Below are 15,840 nucleotides of genomic sequence, written 5' to 3'. Positions count from 1 at the left end.
GGAGGCCTTCATGAACATCGAATTTTCGCGCGCCGCCCTGGCGAGCGGGCTGTTCGCGTACGCGGGTTTCGCCCACGCCGCGCCGGCCGCGGTTAATCAGCAATGGGAGGTGGCGTCCGTCCGGGTCGGATTCCACAGTTCCGTGTAGAGCTGTATTTTTTCGGCCATCGGCGCGACCAATGCCTGGAACGCCGTGGGCGCCGACCTGTACCTGCCCACCGACAGTCTGGCGACCCATCCGCGGGTCAGCGAACAGACTCAGGCCTTCAACTACGCGAACATCACCGTCGAAGACGCCGACAACGTCACCCCCGGCACAGGAATGGAAACACGCACAACGGTCAATCCGAACACGGGGACCATTCTCAACGCCGACATCTACGTCGACCGCAAGCGCATGGATCAGACGCCCGGCGTCACCCAGCTCATCTGCACGACGGCGCCCACCATTCCAGCGGATCGGTTCGACGGAGAGTCCGCGCTCCTGCACGAATTCGGGCATGCAGTGGGATTCGACCACGGCGACGATTCCAACTGCCCGATGTACCCGACCTTGCCGGCGGGCCAGGTGAAACGCGTGCTGTGCGAGGCCGAGATGGAGGAGTACCTGTGGGCCTACGGGCTGCCCTTCAAAATCCTGAGCCTCGCCAACGTCAGCGGGCCGCAAGGGGTGAACATCCCCGCCTCGGTTCACTATCAAGGCAATCCCGCCTTTCCGGTGAAGCGGCAGACGAAGATCGTCCAGTGCGCGTCCGGGTGGACCTGCAGCGATTACAACGGCACCTACACCAGCGCGACGCCCTCGCCGCTGACCTTCAATTTCCGCTGCACGAACACCTCGCCGCAGCCGACCGCGACGTTCCGCTGGCGGACCACGTTGACCGATGCCAATGGCGTCGTCACCAACGCCGTCGAGCACACCAGCACGTGCACGCGGCCGGCGGGTACGGTTGCTAACGCGAGCCGGGCCGGGGACGGCAACAGCGCGAACCGAATCGTCATCACACCGTGAGCCGTCGGACGGGAGCGCGTGGAGCGCGCTTCCCGTCCGACGACGACCGACGCGTCGCCTTCCGCGGCTCGCATGCGGCGAGCCGCGGATCCGTGAAAAGTCAAGCAAGTGGGCGTCGTTGGAAGCCCTCCTTCCTAGTTTAGGTGAGGATTGACGCGCCGGAGCAGGGGGATTCCTACGGACTCTCCTGCTTGCTCCGATTTGCGATCTCCATCTAGAAATAGCGTTAGCAGTGGCTTGTTGGCTCCATAGTCACTGGGACTGCAGCGCCTGGAATGGCCAGCTCGGATTGGCACAAGGATCTCGTGTGGCATGCTGTCGCTGCAGCAGATTCGATCAGGCCCACGCCGCAGTCAAGATGTGTGCAGTCAGGTACCAGACCGGCCCGCATGCGGTCAGGATCACTGCGTATCGGGAGGCGGCGCGCGCGGACGGGCTGGCCAAGTCGCGTCTGCCACCGCCGTTCGGATGGGATTGCTGGCCGCCGACAGCTGCAGCAGCTCCCTGTCGATCGACAGGAGTGTTGGCGGGGAAGGACGGGCAGCTCGCCGGAAAAATGGCATCCGCAGCCGCGCTACAACGCGGGTTCCACGGGGTTGCATCGGAAAAAATACGACGCATATGTCATTGATTTTCAGGCGTGAATGTGGAGCCTCATAATCCCTTGGTTCCAGGTTCGAATCCTGGTGGGCCCACCAATAAATACAGGCACTTAGACTGTTGCCCCGTGCCTTCTCTGCCCCGCCGGAAAAATTGCCGGAAAAAACCAGCGCCTGCGAGGTGGCTTTCACGACGGGGACATCGTCATCGTAGCGGCCCGTGGTGGCTGGTGATTTGTAGCCGGCCGCATCCTGTTTGTCGCCACGGTTCTCTTCGGTGTATGTCGAGCGTCGCCGTGCCATGTCCGGTACCGCGCACAGCCTGGCCGTGCCGCTTGCGCAGTACATGCGCCGTGGCGTGCAGCCCGGTGAGTTCTTCCAGGTGCGCACCGGACGAGTGGAGCATGAGTTTCCCGCCGGGGAAGTGTTCCAGCTGCGAGAGGCGGATGCCGATCAGGAAATCCACGGCCTGCCGGAATGGATGCCGGCCGTACAGGCAGCGCTGCTCAACGAGTCGGCCACGCTGTTCCGGCGGAAGTACTACAAGAACGGTTCGCACGCCGGCTACATCCTCTACCTGACCGACGGCCGGGCGGAGGGCACGGACGTGGACGCGCTGCGCGATGCACTGCGGCAGTCGCGCGGGCCTGGCAACTTCAAGAACCTGTTCGTACACTCACCCAACGGAAAGAAGGACGGCCTGCAGGTGATCCCGGTCAGCGAGGTCGCGGCCAGGGACGAGTTCACCGGCATCAAGAGCGTGACCCGTGACGACATGCCGGCCGCGCTGCGGGTTCCACCACAGCTGCTCGGCATCGTCCCGCAGAACAGCGGCGGCTTTGGCTCGATCCGGGACGCGGCTGCGGTGTGGGCGGCAATGGAGCTTGCTCCGCTGCAGACGCGCATGACTGCGATCAACGAATGGTTGGGTCAAGAGGTTATCCGCTTCGACGCCTTCGGGCTGGGAGCGGCAGCGGCATGAATCAAGCACGACAGAACCTGCGCTGTGGCGCCTGTGCGCGCCTGCTGGCCAAAGCGGCTGGCGACTACGACCTACAGATGAAGTGCCCCCGGTGTGGGGACATGAACCACATGAAGGCCCAGAGCCTCTCCACGGATCGCCGCGAGCGACACCACGAAGAGGGCTCAACCCATGAAGAACGAACTGATCCACGGTGATGCGCTGACCGTCCTGCCGACTCTGCCGGCCAACAGCTTCGACGCTCTCATCACTGGCCCGCCATGCGCCAGCGGCGGCACGCACGCCTCCGCTCGGAAAGCCGACCGACCTCATGCGTCAGCTTATGCGGATCTGCGAGCAGGGCAGCCGCATCCTCGACCCGTTCGCTGGCTCTGGCACCACCTTGGTGGCCGCGGATGCCGAGGGTTACAACTGGACCGGCATCGAGATGACCGGCCACTACTTCGACGTGGCACGGCCCCGATTGCCCAGCCTGTAAGTCACTACGCACCACCGCCCCGATAAGCCGCCTCCGGGGGGCTTTCTCGTACCTCGGACTCCGACGGAATTGATGATGCTGGGTTCTATCCCGATATCGCCGACCCAACCATCATGCGATGCAAGGGCATGAGATGCTTGTTCAGGAAATCCGTGCGGAAGCATGGATGCCGCCGATGGCGCGGTGATGGCCTTAACGCGAGAACGATGGTCCGTCCTGCGTAGGAACTTGTTGTGCCGGCTGTTGTAGAAGGCTCGCTGCTTGGGATTGACTCAACGCATCGGCACGTTGAAGCGAGTCCGCCTCAGGTGCGCGAAGCGCATCCATCGTCCTCATATCCGCCAAGCGACGGGTAGGATCAGCCATCTCTCCCTGCACCACGAAAACTACCTCACCACGAGACAGGGACTGTGTAGGGTTGTTGAGCACAACATGGTCAACCCGTGAAAGGCCCTTTTCCTTCGCCAGAACCAAAAGGCTCGCGGACAGGCGCTGACTCGACTCGTCCCACTGCTTCCCACTCTCTGCGTCCAGGCGTTCCACGCCAGCCCTGATCTGCGAGTAGAGAGAACGGTCAGCATCGCCGAGTTCAACTGCTGACTTAGGCGCTCGATGCAGCGACGACACATCGTCGGTGGCAGTGCCAGCCCTGTCAGCAAGCGCAGTGCGCTCGGCGTCGAATTCTGGCTCTGGCCTGCGCCGACGTTGCGTGGGCGCTATGTGCTGATCATAGTGCGCGCCATAATAAAGCTCGTACGTCGCATGAGGGCCAACTGACGGAGCCTCCGTCTTGAACACGTCAGCGATCTGACTTAGTGCTTGGTTACGGTTGATCCGACCGGCCTGAAGTTCTACCGCAATGGCTCCATACTGCTGCGGCCGGTTGCCTGTGCCCGATACGCCAATGTTCGGTCCCCCAGCGGCGATAATTTCGCGCTGGACCTGGACATTGCTGAGGGTTGCAGCTGCTTCTCCTCGCAACTTATTGTTTACATAGGATTGCTTAGACGTCGGATCTGAGGGCTCAGTGAAGAGATGGTGCCCAACTTCGTGAGAAAGAGAACGTGCGATTCTGGCGCCTTGCCCGATCGCGTTCTCGTCAATAACGATCTTCTCACCGGGTACAAGATAGGTACCTTCACCCGCTTGCCCCCAGATGACCTCCAGATCATCGCGTTCGGCTTGCGCGAGACCCGCTCGAAGTGTTGGGGATTTAGCCAGAAATGGCGCCAACGATGGGTCAACCAATGGCGAAGCCGGACGACGTGCGGCTCCTGGTCGGCCACTCTCCTGCGGCTGTGACAGTGCAAGTTCTTCAGTGCGCTCCATGGTGCGGCTCCTTCGCAATGAACAGCGGTCAGCGCTGACTGATCAGTACATGGGTCAGCGTTTTTTGGTCAGGGGCGAGCTGGAGTATGACCTTGACTCCGTTCACCTGCGCGGACCAGTAAGCGCGGGAGCCAGGTGCATCGGGGTGAGGTGGCTCTATGGTGGAGTCCTGCCAGATAATCTCCTCGAGCGCAATGCTGGGTGGCGCGACATCGAAGGTCAGCTTTGCAAGCCCAGGATTGTCGGCATCACTTCTCAGCGTGATGTTCCGGACTTCAAGGTCACCCAACCTTCCGCGTTCTGCGACCCGCTCATCCCGCAGGCCCTGTCGCGTCGGTTCTCCTAGATGCGTGTGAAGCTGTTCATTCAATGCGTTGACGTCATCAAATCGCACGCTAGCCAAACGCTCAATGTCGTTCTTGAATCGCTCCATACCAATCTCACTCCCTGATCTAACGGACTGTCTTTGTTTCAAATGATGCGAGGGGGCAGGTGACGAACTGCTCGCACACGCAGACAGTACGAACGCTGTAATTGCAATGGTGAGGTAGCGATACGCTGTCCCCCTGAGGTGGCGTCGACCTTCGCATTGGGATGAAGAAGCGAGTTGTTCGGACCATACAACCATGGAATTACCTCTCGACCCTATCCGGCATTGAAGAGCATAGCAGGACCATTTAGGGTGCGCATATAGAATCTGGGGCATGAGTAGACAGGGTTGGAAACGCCGAAACGCCTTAATGCAGGCTGTCGGGACGCTTTGATTTGGCCATCTCCAGTGCCCAAGCTGTGCCTCGGCCATTTGCTGAAGTCGCACTGTCCTAGATTCCGTGCCGGAAACCCCTGCGATTGATCAGAAGGACCGGATTTTCGCAGGCAGAACACAAAGCAGCAGGTAGCTGTGATCGGGGGACGCAAGTTTCCGTCCTGTAGGCCGATATCGCTCCAGATGTCTAAACAAAGGAGCGGAGAATATGGACGATGAGATGACCTGCCCGATGTGCATGGGACGCGTGCCACGCGGCGCGATAGTCTGCCGAGGGTGTAAGGCTCGCATTGAATACGGCATCCCTAGCTGGGTGGCTACACTGGTTCTAGTCTGCTCTATCGCCTTCGGTCTCTGGTCGGGTGCAGTGCTGGCTTGGTGGATCGGGCTAGTCGGAGGCCTAGTGCTGTTCCTGCTATGCTCGGTGGGCCTCCAGCACCTGTTCCGGAACCGTGTTGTGTTCCGGCTGAGGTACTAAGGCTGGCGGTGCCCTAATCTGATCCGTAAGCGGTGCGGACGCTCGCTGCAGGACGAATCGGCCGCACGTGGCCCGAGTCAGGCCGGCATCGCAAGGGGTAAGGTGTGGCCCAGCACGTGGCCGCATTCAACCAGGCGGGCGTTGCTGACGGCCTGGCGCTCGCCGCACCCCGCGCACGCGAGTAGGGTGCCGCCTTGCATGGTCTCCAGCACCGGCGCCTTGGCATGGGTGATGTGCTTGCAGTGGTTGCAGTAGACACTGATTGCGGTCACGCGGTCGAGGTTGCCATCGCGGTCGCGTACTGCATCAAGATCGAGGACGTAGAAAGGCCTGTATCGGGCATTGCGGTTTACCAAGAATTTTTGGGGATGCTGCCCTGATCGCTGCCTCCATCTTGTGATGACCAACGGCATTCAGCATCACGGTTGCCGGAATTGTTGTGCAAGTTGGCGCTGCCCCACGTAAATGTTCTCATGCGCCTGTTAGGGTCGTGCCTCATCTAGGAGGTGCATAAATGCCCATCAGGGCTGTTGTATACGTGAGCAATGCCGGCGAGGAAATTGCCGGCGACAAACTGGGCTTGTCCAGCGGGAATCTGAGGATTCACAAAGAATCCGGGATTGGGAATGCTTGACGGGTATCCAATCTAGGGGGCGGTTTGGATGGACGTCAGCGGCGCCAGAACGCCTTAAAGCGAGCCCTTTAAAGCGAGCCATCAGAGCGCTTTGGTCAGGCCATCTCATTCGCGCGCAAAGTACGAAGTTATGAAGTCTTCCTGCATGCCGGTCATAAATGCGTGGCGCCTTCATTCAGTCCTGGCTTGTTGGGCGGGCGGAGGTTGGGGGCTCTGGGTGATAGTAGAAAATGTCCTTCCCGCCGTACGTGCAGGTGAATCCGTTAACACTGACGATGTCATTCAGAAGCGTGACGGCGTTTGTGACAAACTCGTGACACTGCCTTTCTGATGCTGCGCCTGCCTTGTCGGGCACCGCATCCCGGCCTAGGTCGATAAAAAGGCGTCGCTCATTAACCGCAAGGGTTGTAGATATTGATATTTTCTTCTGGCCAGGTAACAGCGCCGTCTGATCTGCACTTCTCTGAAGCTCGACGGCGAGCATCTTCTCTATTTCGGCTCGATCGATGCCATCCATCTGGGCTGCTGCCTTGCCGGTGGCGTTTGGCGGCGGGGCAGTTGCAGATTGCGCAGCAAAAGCTGCCGATACAACCAATATGGCCAGCGTGATCTTCAATTTCACATATTTCGGAACGTCCATGATTCATTACCTCCTGGTGATCATTCGTTGATTAACGAGAAACTCGCGAATTCGTGCAAAGTCAAGCAAGGTGGGCGTCGTGAGAAGCCGTCCTTCCTAGTTTAGGTGCAGGATTTGCGCGCCGGAGTAGGGGGATTCCTACGTGCTCTCCTGCTTGCTCCGATTTGCGATCTCCATCTAGAAATAGCGTTAGCAGTGGGTTGTCGGCATGATTGTAACGAAGACCGCAATGCTTGGAGTGGCCGGCTAGGATTAGCAGCGGCAAGGATCTCGTTTGGCATGCTGTCGTGGCAATGTAATGACCACTGATTTCCTGCTCAGGTGCTACTTTCCCCGAAGGAGACACCGATGAGCGAAGTGGTGGAAGAAGAGATCAAGCGCTGGACAGCCCGGCGCAAGTCGGCGCTGGTCCTTGTGGACAGGTCAGACTTCCGTAGACACGCATGAGCCGCTTTGCGCGTAGCGCCGTTCAGACTCTACCGGGGCCAGGTCGCCAGCGGAACCATGCCGGCGGACCGGGTTGTAGAACTTCTCGATGTAATTGAATAAGTCGGAATGCGCTTCGTCCCGGGGGGAGATCCGTCGCTTGATCCGTTCCTTCTTCAGTGCACTGAAGAAGCTCTCGGCCACCGAGTTTTCCCAGCAGTTACCCGGGCGGCTCATGTTTTGAACCACTCGCATGACTCCAAGAGCTGGCGATACTCGTTGCCCCAGTACTACCCGCCTCGATCCGAATGGAAGATCAGGCTGGGCGGTTGGGGAGTTTGAACTCGTCGGTGTAGCTGCGGCGGGTGTCAGGCGGCATAAGGAACCTCCAAGTGCGATCCACAAACCGAAGAGCACGCATCAATATAAAGGCAGCACCGGCGAACCGCTGTGATGGGCGCGCCCGCAACAAGGCCGGCTACGAAGGCCGGCCCGGGCACGCAGGCGGGCTATTTGGCCATTTCCATCAGGGTGGAATTGACCCAGCCCTTGTTGCCCATCTCATCTTCCACTTCCCACATGGTGCCTTCCTTGACCCCGGTAGGGTACAGCAGCATGCCCGGCTCCAGCGAGCGCACCGCTGCGCCGGTACCCCTGGCATTGGCCAGCAGACGACCTGCCTTGAGCATGGTCACGGCCTGGCCCGCGTTGGCCGTCGAGGCGTTGGCCGGTAGGCCACCCAGCTCGGCTACCATGTTGGTGTACGCCTGAAGATAAGCCAGGGTGATCACCTGACCGATTTCGGTGTTGGCATAGCCACCCACGCCCATCTGGCCGATGCCGCCAGCGCCGAATATGCGGCCACTGGCGCCCCAGCCCAGGTCGGTCTTCCTGGAGTTTCCCTCGACGATCGCTACCTGTTCGGAGGAACGCACGTCGGTCAGAGTCAGGGTCACGTTCGCGGTCTTGGTGCTGAAATTCAGGCGGCTCGCCACGGCGCCGGCCTTGTCGCCGATCAGGCCGCTCAGCAGACCACCGATCGCGCTGCCACCGGCGTTGCGATTCTGCGAGATCAGGTCCGGCACCAGCACGTAGTCGGCTGCGCGGATCTGTCCCTTGCCGATGTTTGAACGGCCACGCAGCTGACCTTCGCTGGCCAGCGCACGTTCACCCTGGGCGGCGGCCATGCCGACACCCCGGTCCACCAGCGTGAAGCACTTGGACTTGTTGACGAAGACCTTGATCAACTTCGAAGGCGCGGGCAGCTGTTGTCCAGTCCACCAGTTGACCACGTCTTCTGGTTCGATCACTGAGACGGAACCTAGCGGCTTGCTGCAGACCGGAATCTCGGCCTGGCCCTTCTTGCTCTGCTCCTGGGCAGAGGCGCGGCTGTTGGCGAAGCTGTCACGCAGGCCGGCCGACGCCGGGGCGCTGACAACCACCAGACCAACGCTCAGCAGCACGCAAGCCCGCGCATGGGCGAGCGAATTCGATTTGTTCATTTGAGTCATCCAGCGCTTCACCGACGGCGAAGCACAATCCATGATTGAGAGAGGTTCTGGGGCTTGAACTCTTTAGCGGCGCCCCCAAGCGTCGGCGGAGCATAGGACATGGAGAGAACCCGTCACAATTGCCAAAAACGACAAAGGCAGTCGGCTGAGTTGAGTCGCGCCTGCCCAGCGCCGCCTTGAGCCTCCGGACTCTCCGGCCTGTTCGCTACTACCTTCTCCTTGCCGCACAGGCGGGCGAACTATGTCGCTTGGACGCGATGCGCGACTACCCGCCACAAGCCATCTTCCGCGTCGACAAGGACCTGTTCGGTGGTCGCCATCAGGACCAGGGCTATACCAACAGCGCGCAGCTGATCCCAGTCTCGCCGGACCTGGTCGTTGCCCGATGACCCCTGCCTGCCGCGTATGGCGCGCTGGACACGACAGCGCCGATTGGGATGCGTCTTCAGCACTCTATCGCGCGCTATCGCGCGCGCGTGGCCATTGGCTACGCCTTGCAGGACGGCAGATTACGCTACAGACCTTCGAGATGGCCGAGGATCAGATCGGGCACCAGCTGCTCATCGGTGAGCGAGAAGCCCAGCAGACGCCGGCGTGCATTGGTGACACGGGGCCGCTCTTGCTGAATCCACAAGGAAGGAAAGACCGGCGGTGACTTCAAAGAGACAGATATGCTGCACCGCCAGCTGGAGCGGCGGGCGCGCGTCCAGCGGTACCAGCGGGGCGGCAACGCGGCAGACCTCAATCCGATGGTGGCTAACCGCAACGTTGTTCGCAAGAAGAAGGCGCGCAAGAACGAGTTCAGCGAGGAAGAGATCGAGCGCCTGCAGACGGCGTTCGAAGATGGTTGTTTCGACTACCAGAGCGATTGGTACCGGGCAGGCAACGAACGCACGCGCATCACCTTGAAGTCGCGCCAGATCGGTACTACCTACTACACTGCACGCGAGGGCTGATCGATGCGCTGACCACCGGCCGCAACCAGATATTCCTGGGCATCCACGAGCCAGGCGCGTATCTCCTCGGCTATCGCCCGTCCATTGGGATCGACATCGACATGCTGCATCACATCTCCATCGGCGTCCGGGACCTCGACCTTGCTGGAAGGTTCTACGACGCTGCCTTGGGCGCGCTTGGATTCAGGCGGGTGTTCCAGGACGAAACCGCTATCGGTTACGGCCTCATTGAAGGCGAGGACCTGCTGTGTCTGAAGTTGCGCAGGAATGCTCGCCCTCCTGGCGAGGGATTCCATCTGGCCTTCGCGGCGCCTTCAAGAACGGCGGTCAGAGCGTTCCACGAGGCGGCACTTCAGATTGGTGGCCGCGATAACGGCCCGCCCGGCTTGCGACCGGACTACGGCCAGCACTACTACGCCGCATTCCTGATCGATCCGGACGGTCATCGGATCGAGGCAACCATCAACGGGCCCGAGTCTTAGATACATCGCTTCATGGTGCCGCGTCCTGAACGGCGAACGTCGGCCGATCCCGTCCAAGGACTGCGGGCAACTGGCTGGCGCCCCTGGCATCGCTCCCGCCGCCTGCGTGTCCGCCGGGCACCTTCCGCTGCCTCCACGTCCCGCCGCTACGCATCCTGTGCCTCGACCTGCTCGCAGGGCATGCAACGTTCCTTCTTCTGCTTGATGTCCGCCGCGGTACGCGCCAGTGCTTCATAGCGCGCGCGGATCTCCTCCAGATGCGCCGGGTCCATGGCTTCCAGGTTCAGCAGTTCCTGGTTGGCATCCTTGCTGACGCGGATCAGCTCGTCCAGCTTGATGTGCAGCGCGGCCGTATCGGCGTTCTGCGTATGCTGGATCAGGAACACCATCATGAAGGTGACGATGGTGGTGCCGGTATTGATGACCAGTTGCCACGTGTCGTTGAAGTGGAACAGCGGGCCACTGGCGGCCCACGCGATGATCACGCCGAATGCCGCGACGAACGCGCCAAGGCTGCCGGACAGCCGGGCCGTGCTTGCCGCAAAGCGGCCGAAGGCCTGCCGGATCATGGGTGGATCTCCATCTGCGGCACGCGCGGATGGTGGCGCATGAAAACCGCGCCGGCTTCCTGTTTGCCGGGGAGGGCGACGGCCGTGAACGCGGAGATCGGCGTGCTGGCATCGGGACGGGAAAGGTCTTTCTGATCGGATGGCATGCGATGGCTCCTGCATGGGGGCTGCCCTGGAAGCGGGCACATCCACGGTAGGTGCCGAGGGTGGGCGTGGCCATCAAGACGATGGGAAGCCCGCGTCAACAGTTCAGGGAAGCGTCCCCGGCACCCACCGATCGCGGCCGGGTCGCGGCCGCCGGAGGCTCGGGCCGTGCCGTATGACCTATGTCGCATGGAGGGCAATGGGAAGAAGATGGCCGCAATCCGTAGTGGAGTGCTCTGATGCCCTATACGCTCAGTCGTCGCACGTTCCTGGCGCAGGCCGTCGCCGTTCCGGCCGCAGCGCGGCTGCCGACCAGCTCCGCTGCCAGCGCTGCACCGCAGCCCGGGGACCTGATCGACGCCGAGCGCAAGGCCATCCGATCGTCCATGGCAGGCAGCCACATCGGGGCTGCCGCCGTCTGCCTGGTCCAGGAGGGCGAGCCGCGATGGGTCGAAGGCTTCGGGCACGTCGCAGGCGCGGGCAGCGCGGCGGTGGACGCGGCCACGATGTTCAGCATCCAGTCCACCTCCAAGAATCTCGCGGCGGTCGCCGTGCTGCTGGCCGTGCAGGATGGGCTGCTGGACCTGGACGTGCCCGTCACGCGCTATCTCCCGGAATTCACCGTGCGCAGCCGCTTCGAGCCTTCGCCGCAGGAGCGCATCACGTTGCGCCTGCTGCTTGCCAATCGGGCCGGCTTCACCCATGAAGCGCCGGTGGGCAACAACTACGAGCCGGCGTCGCCAGGATTCGCCGCGCACGTGCAGAGCATCAGTGACACCTGGCTGCGCTTTCCGGTGGGGACGCGATATCGTTACTCCAATCTGGGTTTCGATCTGGCCGGCCATGTCCTCGAGCAGGCAACGGGGATGCGCTACGCCGAATGGCTGCGACGGCGGCTGTTCGTGCCGCTGGGCATGCATGACAGCACTGCCGATCCCTCGGACTACCTGGCGAACGCAAGCCGTGCCCTGGGCACCCAGGAAGGCTTTCGGGAGGTGCCCGCGGAAACGCCGCTGGTGGTGTCGGGAGGCGTGTGGACCAGCGCCCGTGATATGTCGCGGTATCTGGCCTTCATGCTGGGCCGGGGAGAAGGTGGTGGCCAACGATTGCTCGCGCGTCCCCTGTGGGATGAGATGCACGGCTTCGGGCTGGGTGGCGACTATGGGCTTGGCGTGATGCGCAGCGAGCGCTGCTATGGCGGCACCCCGGTACGGTTGCTGCATCACCGTGGCGGCGGTTTCGGATTCGGATGCGTCTTCACCTATTGCATCGAGGCGGACGTGGGATTTGCGGCCATGTTCAACCGCGCGACCGCGGCCGGCTATGGCTATGGCGAGCAGCTGCTCGATGCACTCCTTTCAGCGCGGTTCGGACGGCGCCAGCCTCGCTGTCCTGCCTCGGCGCTGGCACCGATCGCGCTCGATCGCGCACGGGCGCGGCAACTGGAGGGCGGGTGGATCGGCCGCAACGTGCGGGCGGAGATGCGGGGGGGCGAGGGGGGAACGCTGCGCCTGCGGCGGGACCCGGCCGTTGCGGCACGCCTGTTCACCGCCGTGGACGGTGACGAGATGTTCATCGTTGACTCGGACGGAGAGGCCATCCGCTACCGCTACCATGCGGCGACGGCGGAACTACCGGCACACCTGGAGTGCGCGCTGGGCGAAGAGAGCCTTGACCAGAATGATGGACCAGGCTTGCCCGCTGGGCCGCAGGCGCCGCACTGGGCGCGCTGGTTGGGCCGCTACCGCATCGACCAATGGGGTGCGCCTTCGCAGGTGGTTGAACTGCAGCAGCGTTCCGGCTGGCTGTACATCGATGGCATCCGCCTGGTCGCCGAACTCGAGCCGGGACTGTTGTTCACCAGTGACGGGGAAGCGGTCGATCTCCGTGGGTCGGCCCCGACGTGGAGGAACCTGCGCCTGCATCGCCTGTAGGCGGCCCGTGCTATGCGTGCCGCAGGCGCCCGTCGACGCTGTAGCGTCCCGCACCCGTGCAGGCCAGCAGGATGAAGCCGCCGGCCAGGCCGAGGTTCTTCAGGAACATGATCTGCTGGGTCGAGTCGCCAAAGTCGTGATGGAAAATGAAGGCGGTGACCAGGCTGAAACCCGCCAGCACGATCGATACCAGGCGGGTCTGGACGCCGAGCAGGATGCACAGGCCGCTGCCGATCTCGAACAGGACGGTGGGCCACAGCAGCATGCCGGGCACGCCCATTGCTTCCATGTAGTTCCGGGTGCCGCCAAGATCGCCCAGCTTGCCCAGGCCCGAGACCAGGAACAGTGCCATCAGCAGGATGCGTGCCAGCAGCAGGGCGAGCGGAGGCGCTGGGTGGGCCATGACGGGTGACCTCGAAGAGGGGCGACGGTGATCGAAGCCCACCACCGGTTAAGCCCGCGTATACGTGCAGCGGCCGGTTGCCTTGACAGGGGCCACGCCCCGATAGACCTTTCCCGCATGAACATCGACATCGAATCGCTCAGCCTGCGAGAACTGGGTGCGCTGGTGGCTGCCGCAGAACAGCGGAAACAGCTGGTTTCCCGCCGCCGCCCGGCCAGTGCCGTCCGCCGCATGCTGAAGGTCGCCGCGGCGGAAGCCGGCTATACCCTGGAGGAACTGTTCGGCCCGGATGCCGCTGCAGAGGCGGCACCGCAGCGCAAACCCGCGCGCCGCCGCAGCGCCGCGAAGGTGGCAGCCAAGTATCGGGACCCCGAATACAAGCGCCTGACGTGGTCCGGCCGCGGGCGCATGCCGCGCTGGTTGGCCGCGAAGGTGCAGAAGGGGCACAAGGTGACGGACTTCCTGATTCCAGGCCTGGCCCGGCCGACTGCGCGCAAGGGCAGCCCGATCGGCAAGCGCACTGTCTTCAAGAAGGACTGAGGGCGTGGCGGGCAGCGTGTCGCCGGAACGGGCAAGGGAAACGCGTCATGCGCGTTTCACCGGGTCTGGGCTCTGCCGCCATTCTCGCGTCGTCGTTCACGGATACGCAACGGAGATGGCACGCTATGCGTTCTCGAATACTGCCCGCTGGGCGGCGAACGCACGCTGGTAGGCGGGCCGTTGCGTTGCCCGCGCAACATAGGTGGCCACGGAGGGGTACTCGTCGATCAGGCCGCTGCTCTTCAGGCGCAGCAGCACCGAAACCATCATCAGGTCGGCGGCGCTGAAGTCGCCGTCCAGCCACTGCGACGTATCCAATTGGGTGGAAAGTTGGGACAGGCGCAGGCGCACGCGCCCGTCCAGCATGGCCTGCCGCTGCGCGTACCAAGGTTGCTCACGTTCCAGCACCCAGGCCATCGAGCGTTCGACGATGGGCGGTTCCACCGTATTCAGCGCGGCGAAGATCCACATGATCGCGCGCAGGCGTGCTTCCGGATCGTTGGGCAGCAGGCCGGGATGCCGTTCGGCCAGGTGCAGGACGATGGCACCGGATTCGAACAGTACCCGGTCGCCGTCCTGCAAGGTGGGAATCTGCCCGAACGGATTTCGCGCAAGGTGCGCGGGTTGCTTCAGTTCAGCGAAGGAGAGCAGCTGCACGTCGTAGGGCACAGCCAGCTCTTCCAGTGCCCAGCGTACGCGCATGTCACGGGCCAGGCCCTGGCCGCGGTCGGGGGAGGTGGCGAAGGCAGTGAGGATGGGGGGCATGGGAACACTCCGGCCGGTCAGAAAGGTCTTCATGGTCTGACGAGTGAAGGTGCTGGACATCGACATCGACCGTGGTGATATGCACGTTGCCTGCACGCGTTCTGCACGCGGGCGCTGACGCGGATCCATCAGGCTCCCGGGATCATCCGCAGATACAGGCAGGAACGCATGAATACCCCCGGAAAACCCAGGCCCAGCGGGCGCCAGCGAAACGTGCTCATCGGTCTGCTGGCCGTTGTGCTGGTGATCGTGCTGGTCATCCTGTTCGCGCCCTGGTGATGCCCGACGCGTGCAGCACGCGGGATGGCGCGACCGATCCGCAGACGACGCGCGGCTGTCCATAGGGAACACGCCGGCAGCGCGATCGAGGCTGCCACCGCCCACGCAGGCCCTCCAAGGGGCGACATCATGAGCTCCGGGTCCATCCGGAAGCCGCAGCGAATGATCGGGTAGTCTTCCGGTTCACTTCCCGACTCGAGCATCGCCATGGCCGTCAAGCGCATCGTTGCCAACATCGCCACGCAGGATCCGACCCGGGCTGCGGCCTTCTATGGGGACCTGCTCGGCATGCCGGTGATCATGGACCACGGCTGGATCATTACCCATGGCGGGCAGGGCGGCGCGCTCGCGCAGGTCAGCTTCGCCAGCGAAGGGGGCGGCGGCACCCCCGTTCCGGACCTTTCGATCGAAGTGGACGACCTGCAGGTGGTACTCGACCGCATGCAGGCCGCCGGCATCGCGCTGGAGTACGGCCCAGCGGATGAGCCATGGGGCGTGCGGCGCTTCTTTGTCCGCGATCCGTTTGGAAGGCTGCTGAACATCCTGGTTCATGCCTGAGCCCTCGCACAGCAGCTGGCCCCGCGTCGAGGGCGTGGCGGCTAGCCCTGCTGTTGCGGTGGGCCGTCGCTGTGCTGTTGTTGCTGCTGCTGCTGCTGCTGCTGCTGCTGTCGTGCGTGGGCGTGGCGCGCATGCCCGCCCTCGCGCCCGATCATGGCCATGTGCTGGCGGTCGCGGCTGATCGCCTCGCCCCCCTTTCGTCCTGCCGCGCGCGCTTCGGCCGGGGTGAACTGATGCGCGTTGCCGGAGGCATGCGCTGCACGGCCGCCCTTGGCCGCGATTGCGCGTTGCTTGGCGCGGTCCATGGAAGCGAAGCCGCGCGGTGTGGTGCCATTGTGCTGGTCAGCCATGGGGA

20 protein-coding genes and 3 pseudogenes are annotated in these 15,840 nt (G+C 62.9%); 11 read left to right on the top strand and 12 right to left on the bottom strand.

The window, feature by feature from the left end:
- Nucleotides 1-10: 10 nt before the first annotated feature.
- Both A9K58_RS19470 and A9K58_RS08455 read left to right on the top strand, forming a co-directional pair.
- The gene (locus tag A9K58_RS19470; RefSeq protein WP_155760461.1) at nt 11-148 is read left to right on the top strand and encodes a hypothetical protein; all 138 of its coding nucleotides are present in this window, start codon (nt 11-13) and stop codon (nt 146-148) included.
- A gap of 45 nt (nt 149-193) precedes the next feature.
- Nucleotides 194-1,012, top strand: a complete 819-nt coding sequence (locus A9K58_RS08455; RefSeq protein WP_065198948.1) for a M10 family metallopeptidase domain-containing protein — start codon at nt 194-196, stop codon at nt 1,010-1,012.
- A 401-nt stretch (nt 1,013-1,413) separates the two neighbouring features.
- Here A9K58_RS08455 and A9K58_RS19465 read toward each other — a convergent pair whose 3' ends face one another.
- Complete coding sequence (locus A9K58_RS19465; RefSeq protein WP_155760460.1) at nt 1,414-1,914, bottom strand: hypothetical protein; 501 nt, start codon at nt 1,912-1,914, stop codon at nt 1,414-1,416.
- Here A9K58_RS19465 and A9K58_RS08450 point away from each other — a divergent pair.
- The 3 genes and pseudogenes from A9K58_RS08450 to A9K58_RS20195 form a co-directional block, all read left to right on the top strand.
- A pseudogene (locus tag A9K58_RS08450) lies at nt 1,880-2,593 on the top strand (phage portal protein); the annotation flags it as partial. The gene A9K58_RS19465 and the pseudogene A9K58_RS08450 overlap by 35 nt on opposite strands.
- Nucleotides 2,533-2,790 (top strand): Com family DNA-binding transcriptional regulator, encoded by a 258-nt coding sequence (locus A9K58_RS19045; protein WP_331250476.1) that lies wholly within the window; start codon nt 2,533-2,535, stop codon nt 2,788-2,790. The pseudogene A9K58_RS08450 and the gene A9K58_RS19045, both read left to right, overlap by 61 nt.
- A gap of 95 nt (nt 2,791-2,885) precedes the next feature.
- A pseudogene (locus A9K58_RS20195) lies at nt 2,886-3,071 on the top strand (DNA methyltransferase); the annotation flags it as partial.
- A gap of 192 nt (nt 3,072-3,263) precedes the next feature.
- Here A9K58_RS20195 and A9K58_RS19035 read toward each other — a convergent pair.
- The 6 genes and pseudogenes from A9K58_RS19035 to A9K58_RS08425 all read right to left on the bottom strand — a co-directional run bounded on the left by A9K58_RS19035 (nt 3,264) and on the right by A9K58_RS08425 (nt 8,846).
- Nucleotides 3,264-4,400, bottom strand: coding sequence for an XVIPCD domain-containing protein (locus A9K58_RS19035; protein WP_081284007.1), 1,137 nt, complete (start codon nt 4,398-4,400; stop codon nt 3,264-3,266).
- Between the two features lie 28 nt (nt 4,401-4,428).
- Complete coding sequence (locus A9K58_RS19460) at nt 4,429-4,833, bottom strand: hypothetical protein (RefSeq protein WP_155760459.1); 405 nt, start codon at nt 4,831-4,833, stop codon at nt 4,429-4,431.
- 888 nt (nt 4,834-5,721) lie between these two features.
- A complete protein-coding gene (locus tag A9K58_RS08435) occupies nt 5,722-6,057 on the bottom strand; it encodes a hypothetical protein (protein WP_155760458.1) in 336 nt (111 codons plus the stop codon).
- A gap of 396 nt (nt 6,058-6,453) precedes the next feature.
- Nucleotides 6,454-6,918 carry a hypothetical protein gene (locus A9K58_RS08430; RefSeq protein WP_155760457.1) on the bottom strand — a complete coding sequence of 155 codons (465 nt, stop codon included), beginning with the start codon at nt 6,916-6,918 and terminating at the stop codon, nt 6,454-6,456.
- Nucleotides 6,919-7,341: 423 nt separating this feature from the next.
- Nucleotides 7,342-7,593 (bottom strand): annotated as a pseudogene (locus A9K58_RS19025) (integrase core domain-containing protein); the annotation flags it as partial.
- A gap of 260 nt (nt 7,594-7,853) precedes the next feature.
- Nucleotides 7,854-8,846 (bottom strand): CsgG/HfaB family protein, encoded by a 993-nt coding sequence (locus A9K58_RS08425; protein ID WP_065198943.1) that lies wholly within the window; start codon nt 8,844-8,846, stop codon nt 7,854-7,856.
- Nucleotides 8,847-9,103: 257 nt separating this feature from the next.
- On the opposite strand from A9K58_RS08425, the gene A9K58_RS20190 reads away from it, so the two are divergent.
- The 3 genes from A9K58_RS20190 to A9K58_RS08415 all read left to right on the top strand — a co-directional run bounded on the left by A9K58_RS20190 (nt 9,104) and on the right by A9K58_RS08415 (nt 10,293).
- On the top strand, nt 9,104-9,244 hold the full coding sequence (locus A9K58_RS20190; protein ID WP_407070825.1) for a hypothetical protein: 141 nt from the start codon (nt 9,104-9,106) through the stop codon (nt 9,242-9,244).
- 282 nt (nt 9,245-9,526) lie between these two features.
- A complete protein-coding gene (locus A9K58_RS08420) occupies nt 9,527-9,811 on the top strand; it encodes a hypothetical protein (protein WP_065198942.1) in 285 nt (94 codons plus the stop codon).
- 101 nt (nt 9,812-9,912) lie between these two features.
- A complete protein-coding gene (locus tag A9K58_RS08415; protein WP_065198941.1) occupies nt 9,913-10,293 on the top strand; it encodes a VOC family protein in 381 nt (126 codons plus the stop codon).
- A 146-nt stretch (nt 10,294-10,439) separates the two neighbouring features.
- Here A9K58_RS08415 and A9K58_RS08410 read toward each other — a convergent pair whose 3' ends face one another.
- Both A9K58_RS08410 and A9K58_RS19450 read right to left on the bottom strand, forming a co-directional pair.
- Complete coding sequence (locus tag A9K58_RS08410) at nt 10,440-10,862, bottom strand: low affinity iron permease family protein (protein ID WP_065198940.1); 423 nt, start codon at nt 10,860-10,862, stop codon at nt 10,440-10,442.
- Nucleotides 10,859-11,008, bottom strand: coding sequence for a hypothetical protein (locus A9K58_RS19450; RefSeq protein WP_155760456.1), 150 nt, complete (start codon nt 11,006-11,008; stop codon nt 10,859-10,861). The genes A9K58_RS08410 and A9K58_RS19450 overlap by 4 nt, the downstream gene beginning before the upstream one ends.
- A gap of 384 nt (nt 11,009-11,392) precedes the next feature.
- Here A9K58_RS19450 and A9K58_RS08405 point away from each other — a divergent pair, with 384 nt between their 5' ends.
- Nucleotides 11,393-12,940 carry a serine hydrolase domain-containing protein gene (locus tag A9K58_RS08405; protein ID WP_231109271.1) on the top strand — a complete coding sequence of 516 codons (1,548 nt, stop codon included), beginning with the start codon at nt 11,393-11,395 and terminating at the stop codon, nt 12,938-12,940.
- Nucleotides 12,941-12,950: 10 nt separating this feature from the next.
- Here the strand turns inward: A9K58_RS08405 and A9K58_RS08400 are convergent, their stop codons facing one another.
- Nucleotides 12,951-13,343 (bottom strand): DoxX family protein, encoded by a 393-nt coding sequence (locus A9K58_RS08400; RefSeq protein ID WP_065198938.1) that lies wholly within the window; start codon nt 13,341-13,343, stop codon nt 12,951-12,953.
- Between the two features lie 117 nt (nt 13,344-13,460).
- Here A9K58_RS08400 and A9K58_RS08395 point away from each other — a divergent pair, with 117 nt between their 5' ends.
- Nucleotides 13,461-13,883: an H-NS histone family protein gene (locus A9K58_RS08395; RefSeq protein WP_065198937.1), complete on the top strand. Its 423-nt coding sequence runs from the start codon at nt 13,461-13,463 to the stop codon at nt 13,881-13,883.
- 123 nt (nt 13,884-14,006) lie between these two features.
- Here the strand turns inward: A9K58_RS08395 and A9K58_RS08390 are convergent, their stop codons facing one another.
- Nucleotides 14,007-14,648, bottom strand: a complete 642-nt coding sequence (locus tag A9K58_RS08390) for a glutathione S-transferase family protein (protein ID WP_065198936.1) — start codon at nt 14,646-14,648, stop codon at nt 14,007-14,009.
- 486 nt (nt 14,649-15,134) lie between these two features.
- Here A9K58_RS08390 and A9K58_RS08385 point away from each other — a divergent pair, with 486 nt between their 5' ends.
- Nucleotides 15,135-15,485, top strand: a complete 351-nt coding sequence (locus A9K58_RS08385) for a VOC family protein (RefSeq protein WP_065198935.1) — start codon at nt 15,135-15,137, stop codon at nt 15,483-15,485.
- Nucleotides 15,486-15,526: 41 nt separating this feature from the next.
- On the opposite strand, the gene A9K58_RS08380 is transcribed toward A9K58_RS08385, so the two are convergent.
- On the bottom strand, nt 15,527-15,835 hold the full coding sequence (locus A9K58_RS08380) for a KGG domain-containing protein (protein ID WP_065198934.1): 309 nt from the start codon (nt 15,833-15,835) through the stop codon (nt 15,527-15,529).
- Nucleotides 15,836-15,840 lie beyond the last annotated feature (5 nt).

This window comes from Stenotrophomonas maltophilia (assembly GCF_001676385.1).
GTDB classification, from domain to species: Bacteria; Pseudomonadota; Gammaproteobacteria; order Xanthomonadales; family Xanthomonadaceae; genus Stenotrophomonas; species Stenotrophomonas maltophilia_J.
This window is presented reverse-complemented; position numbering and strand designations above follow the sequence as displayed.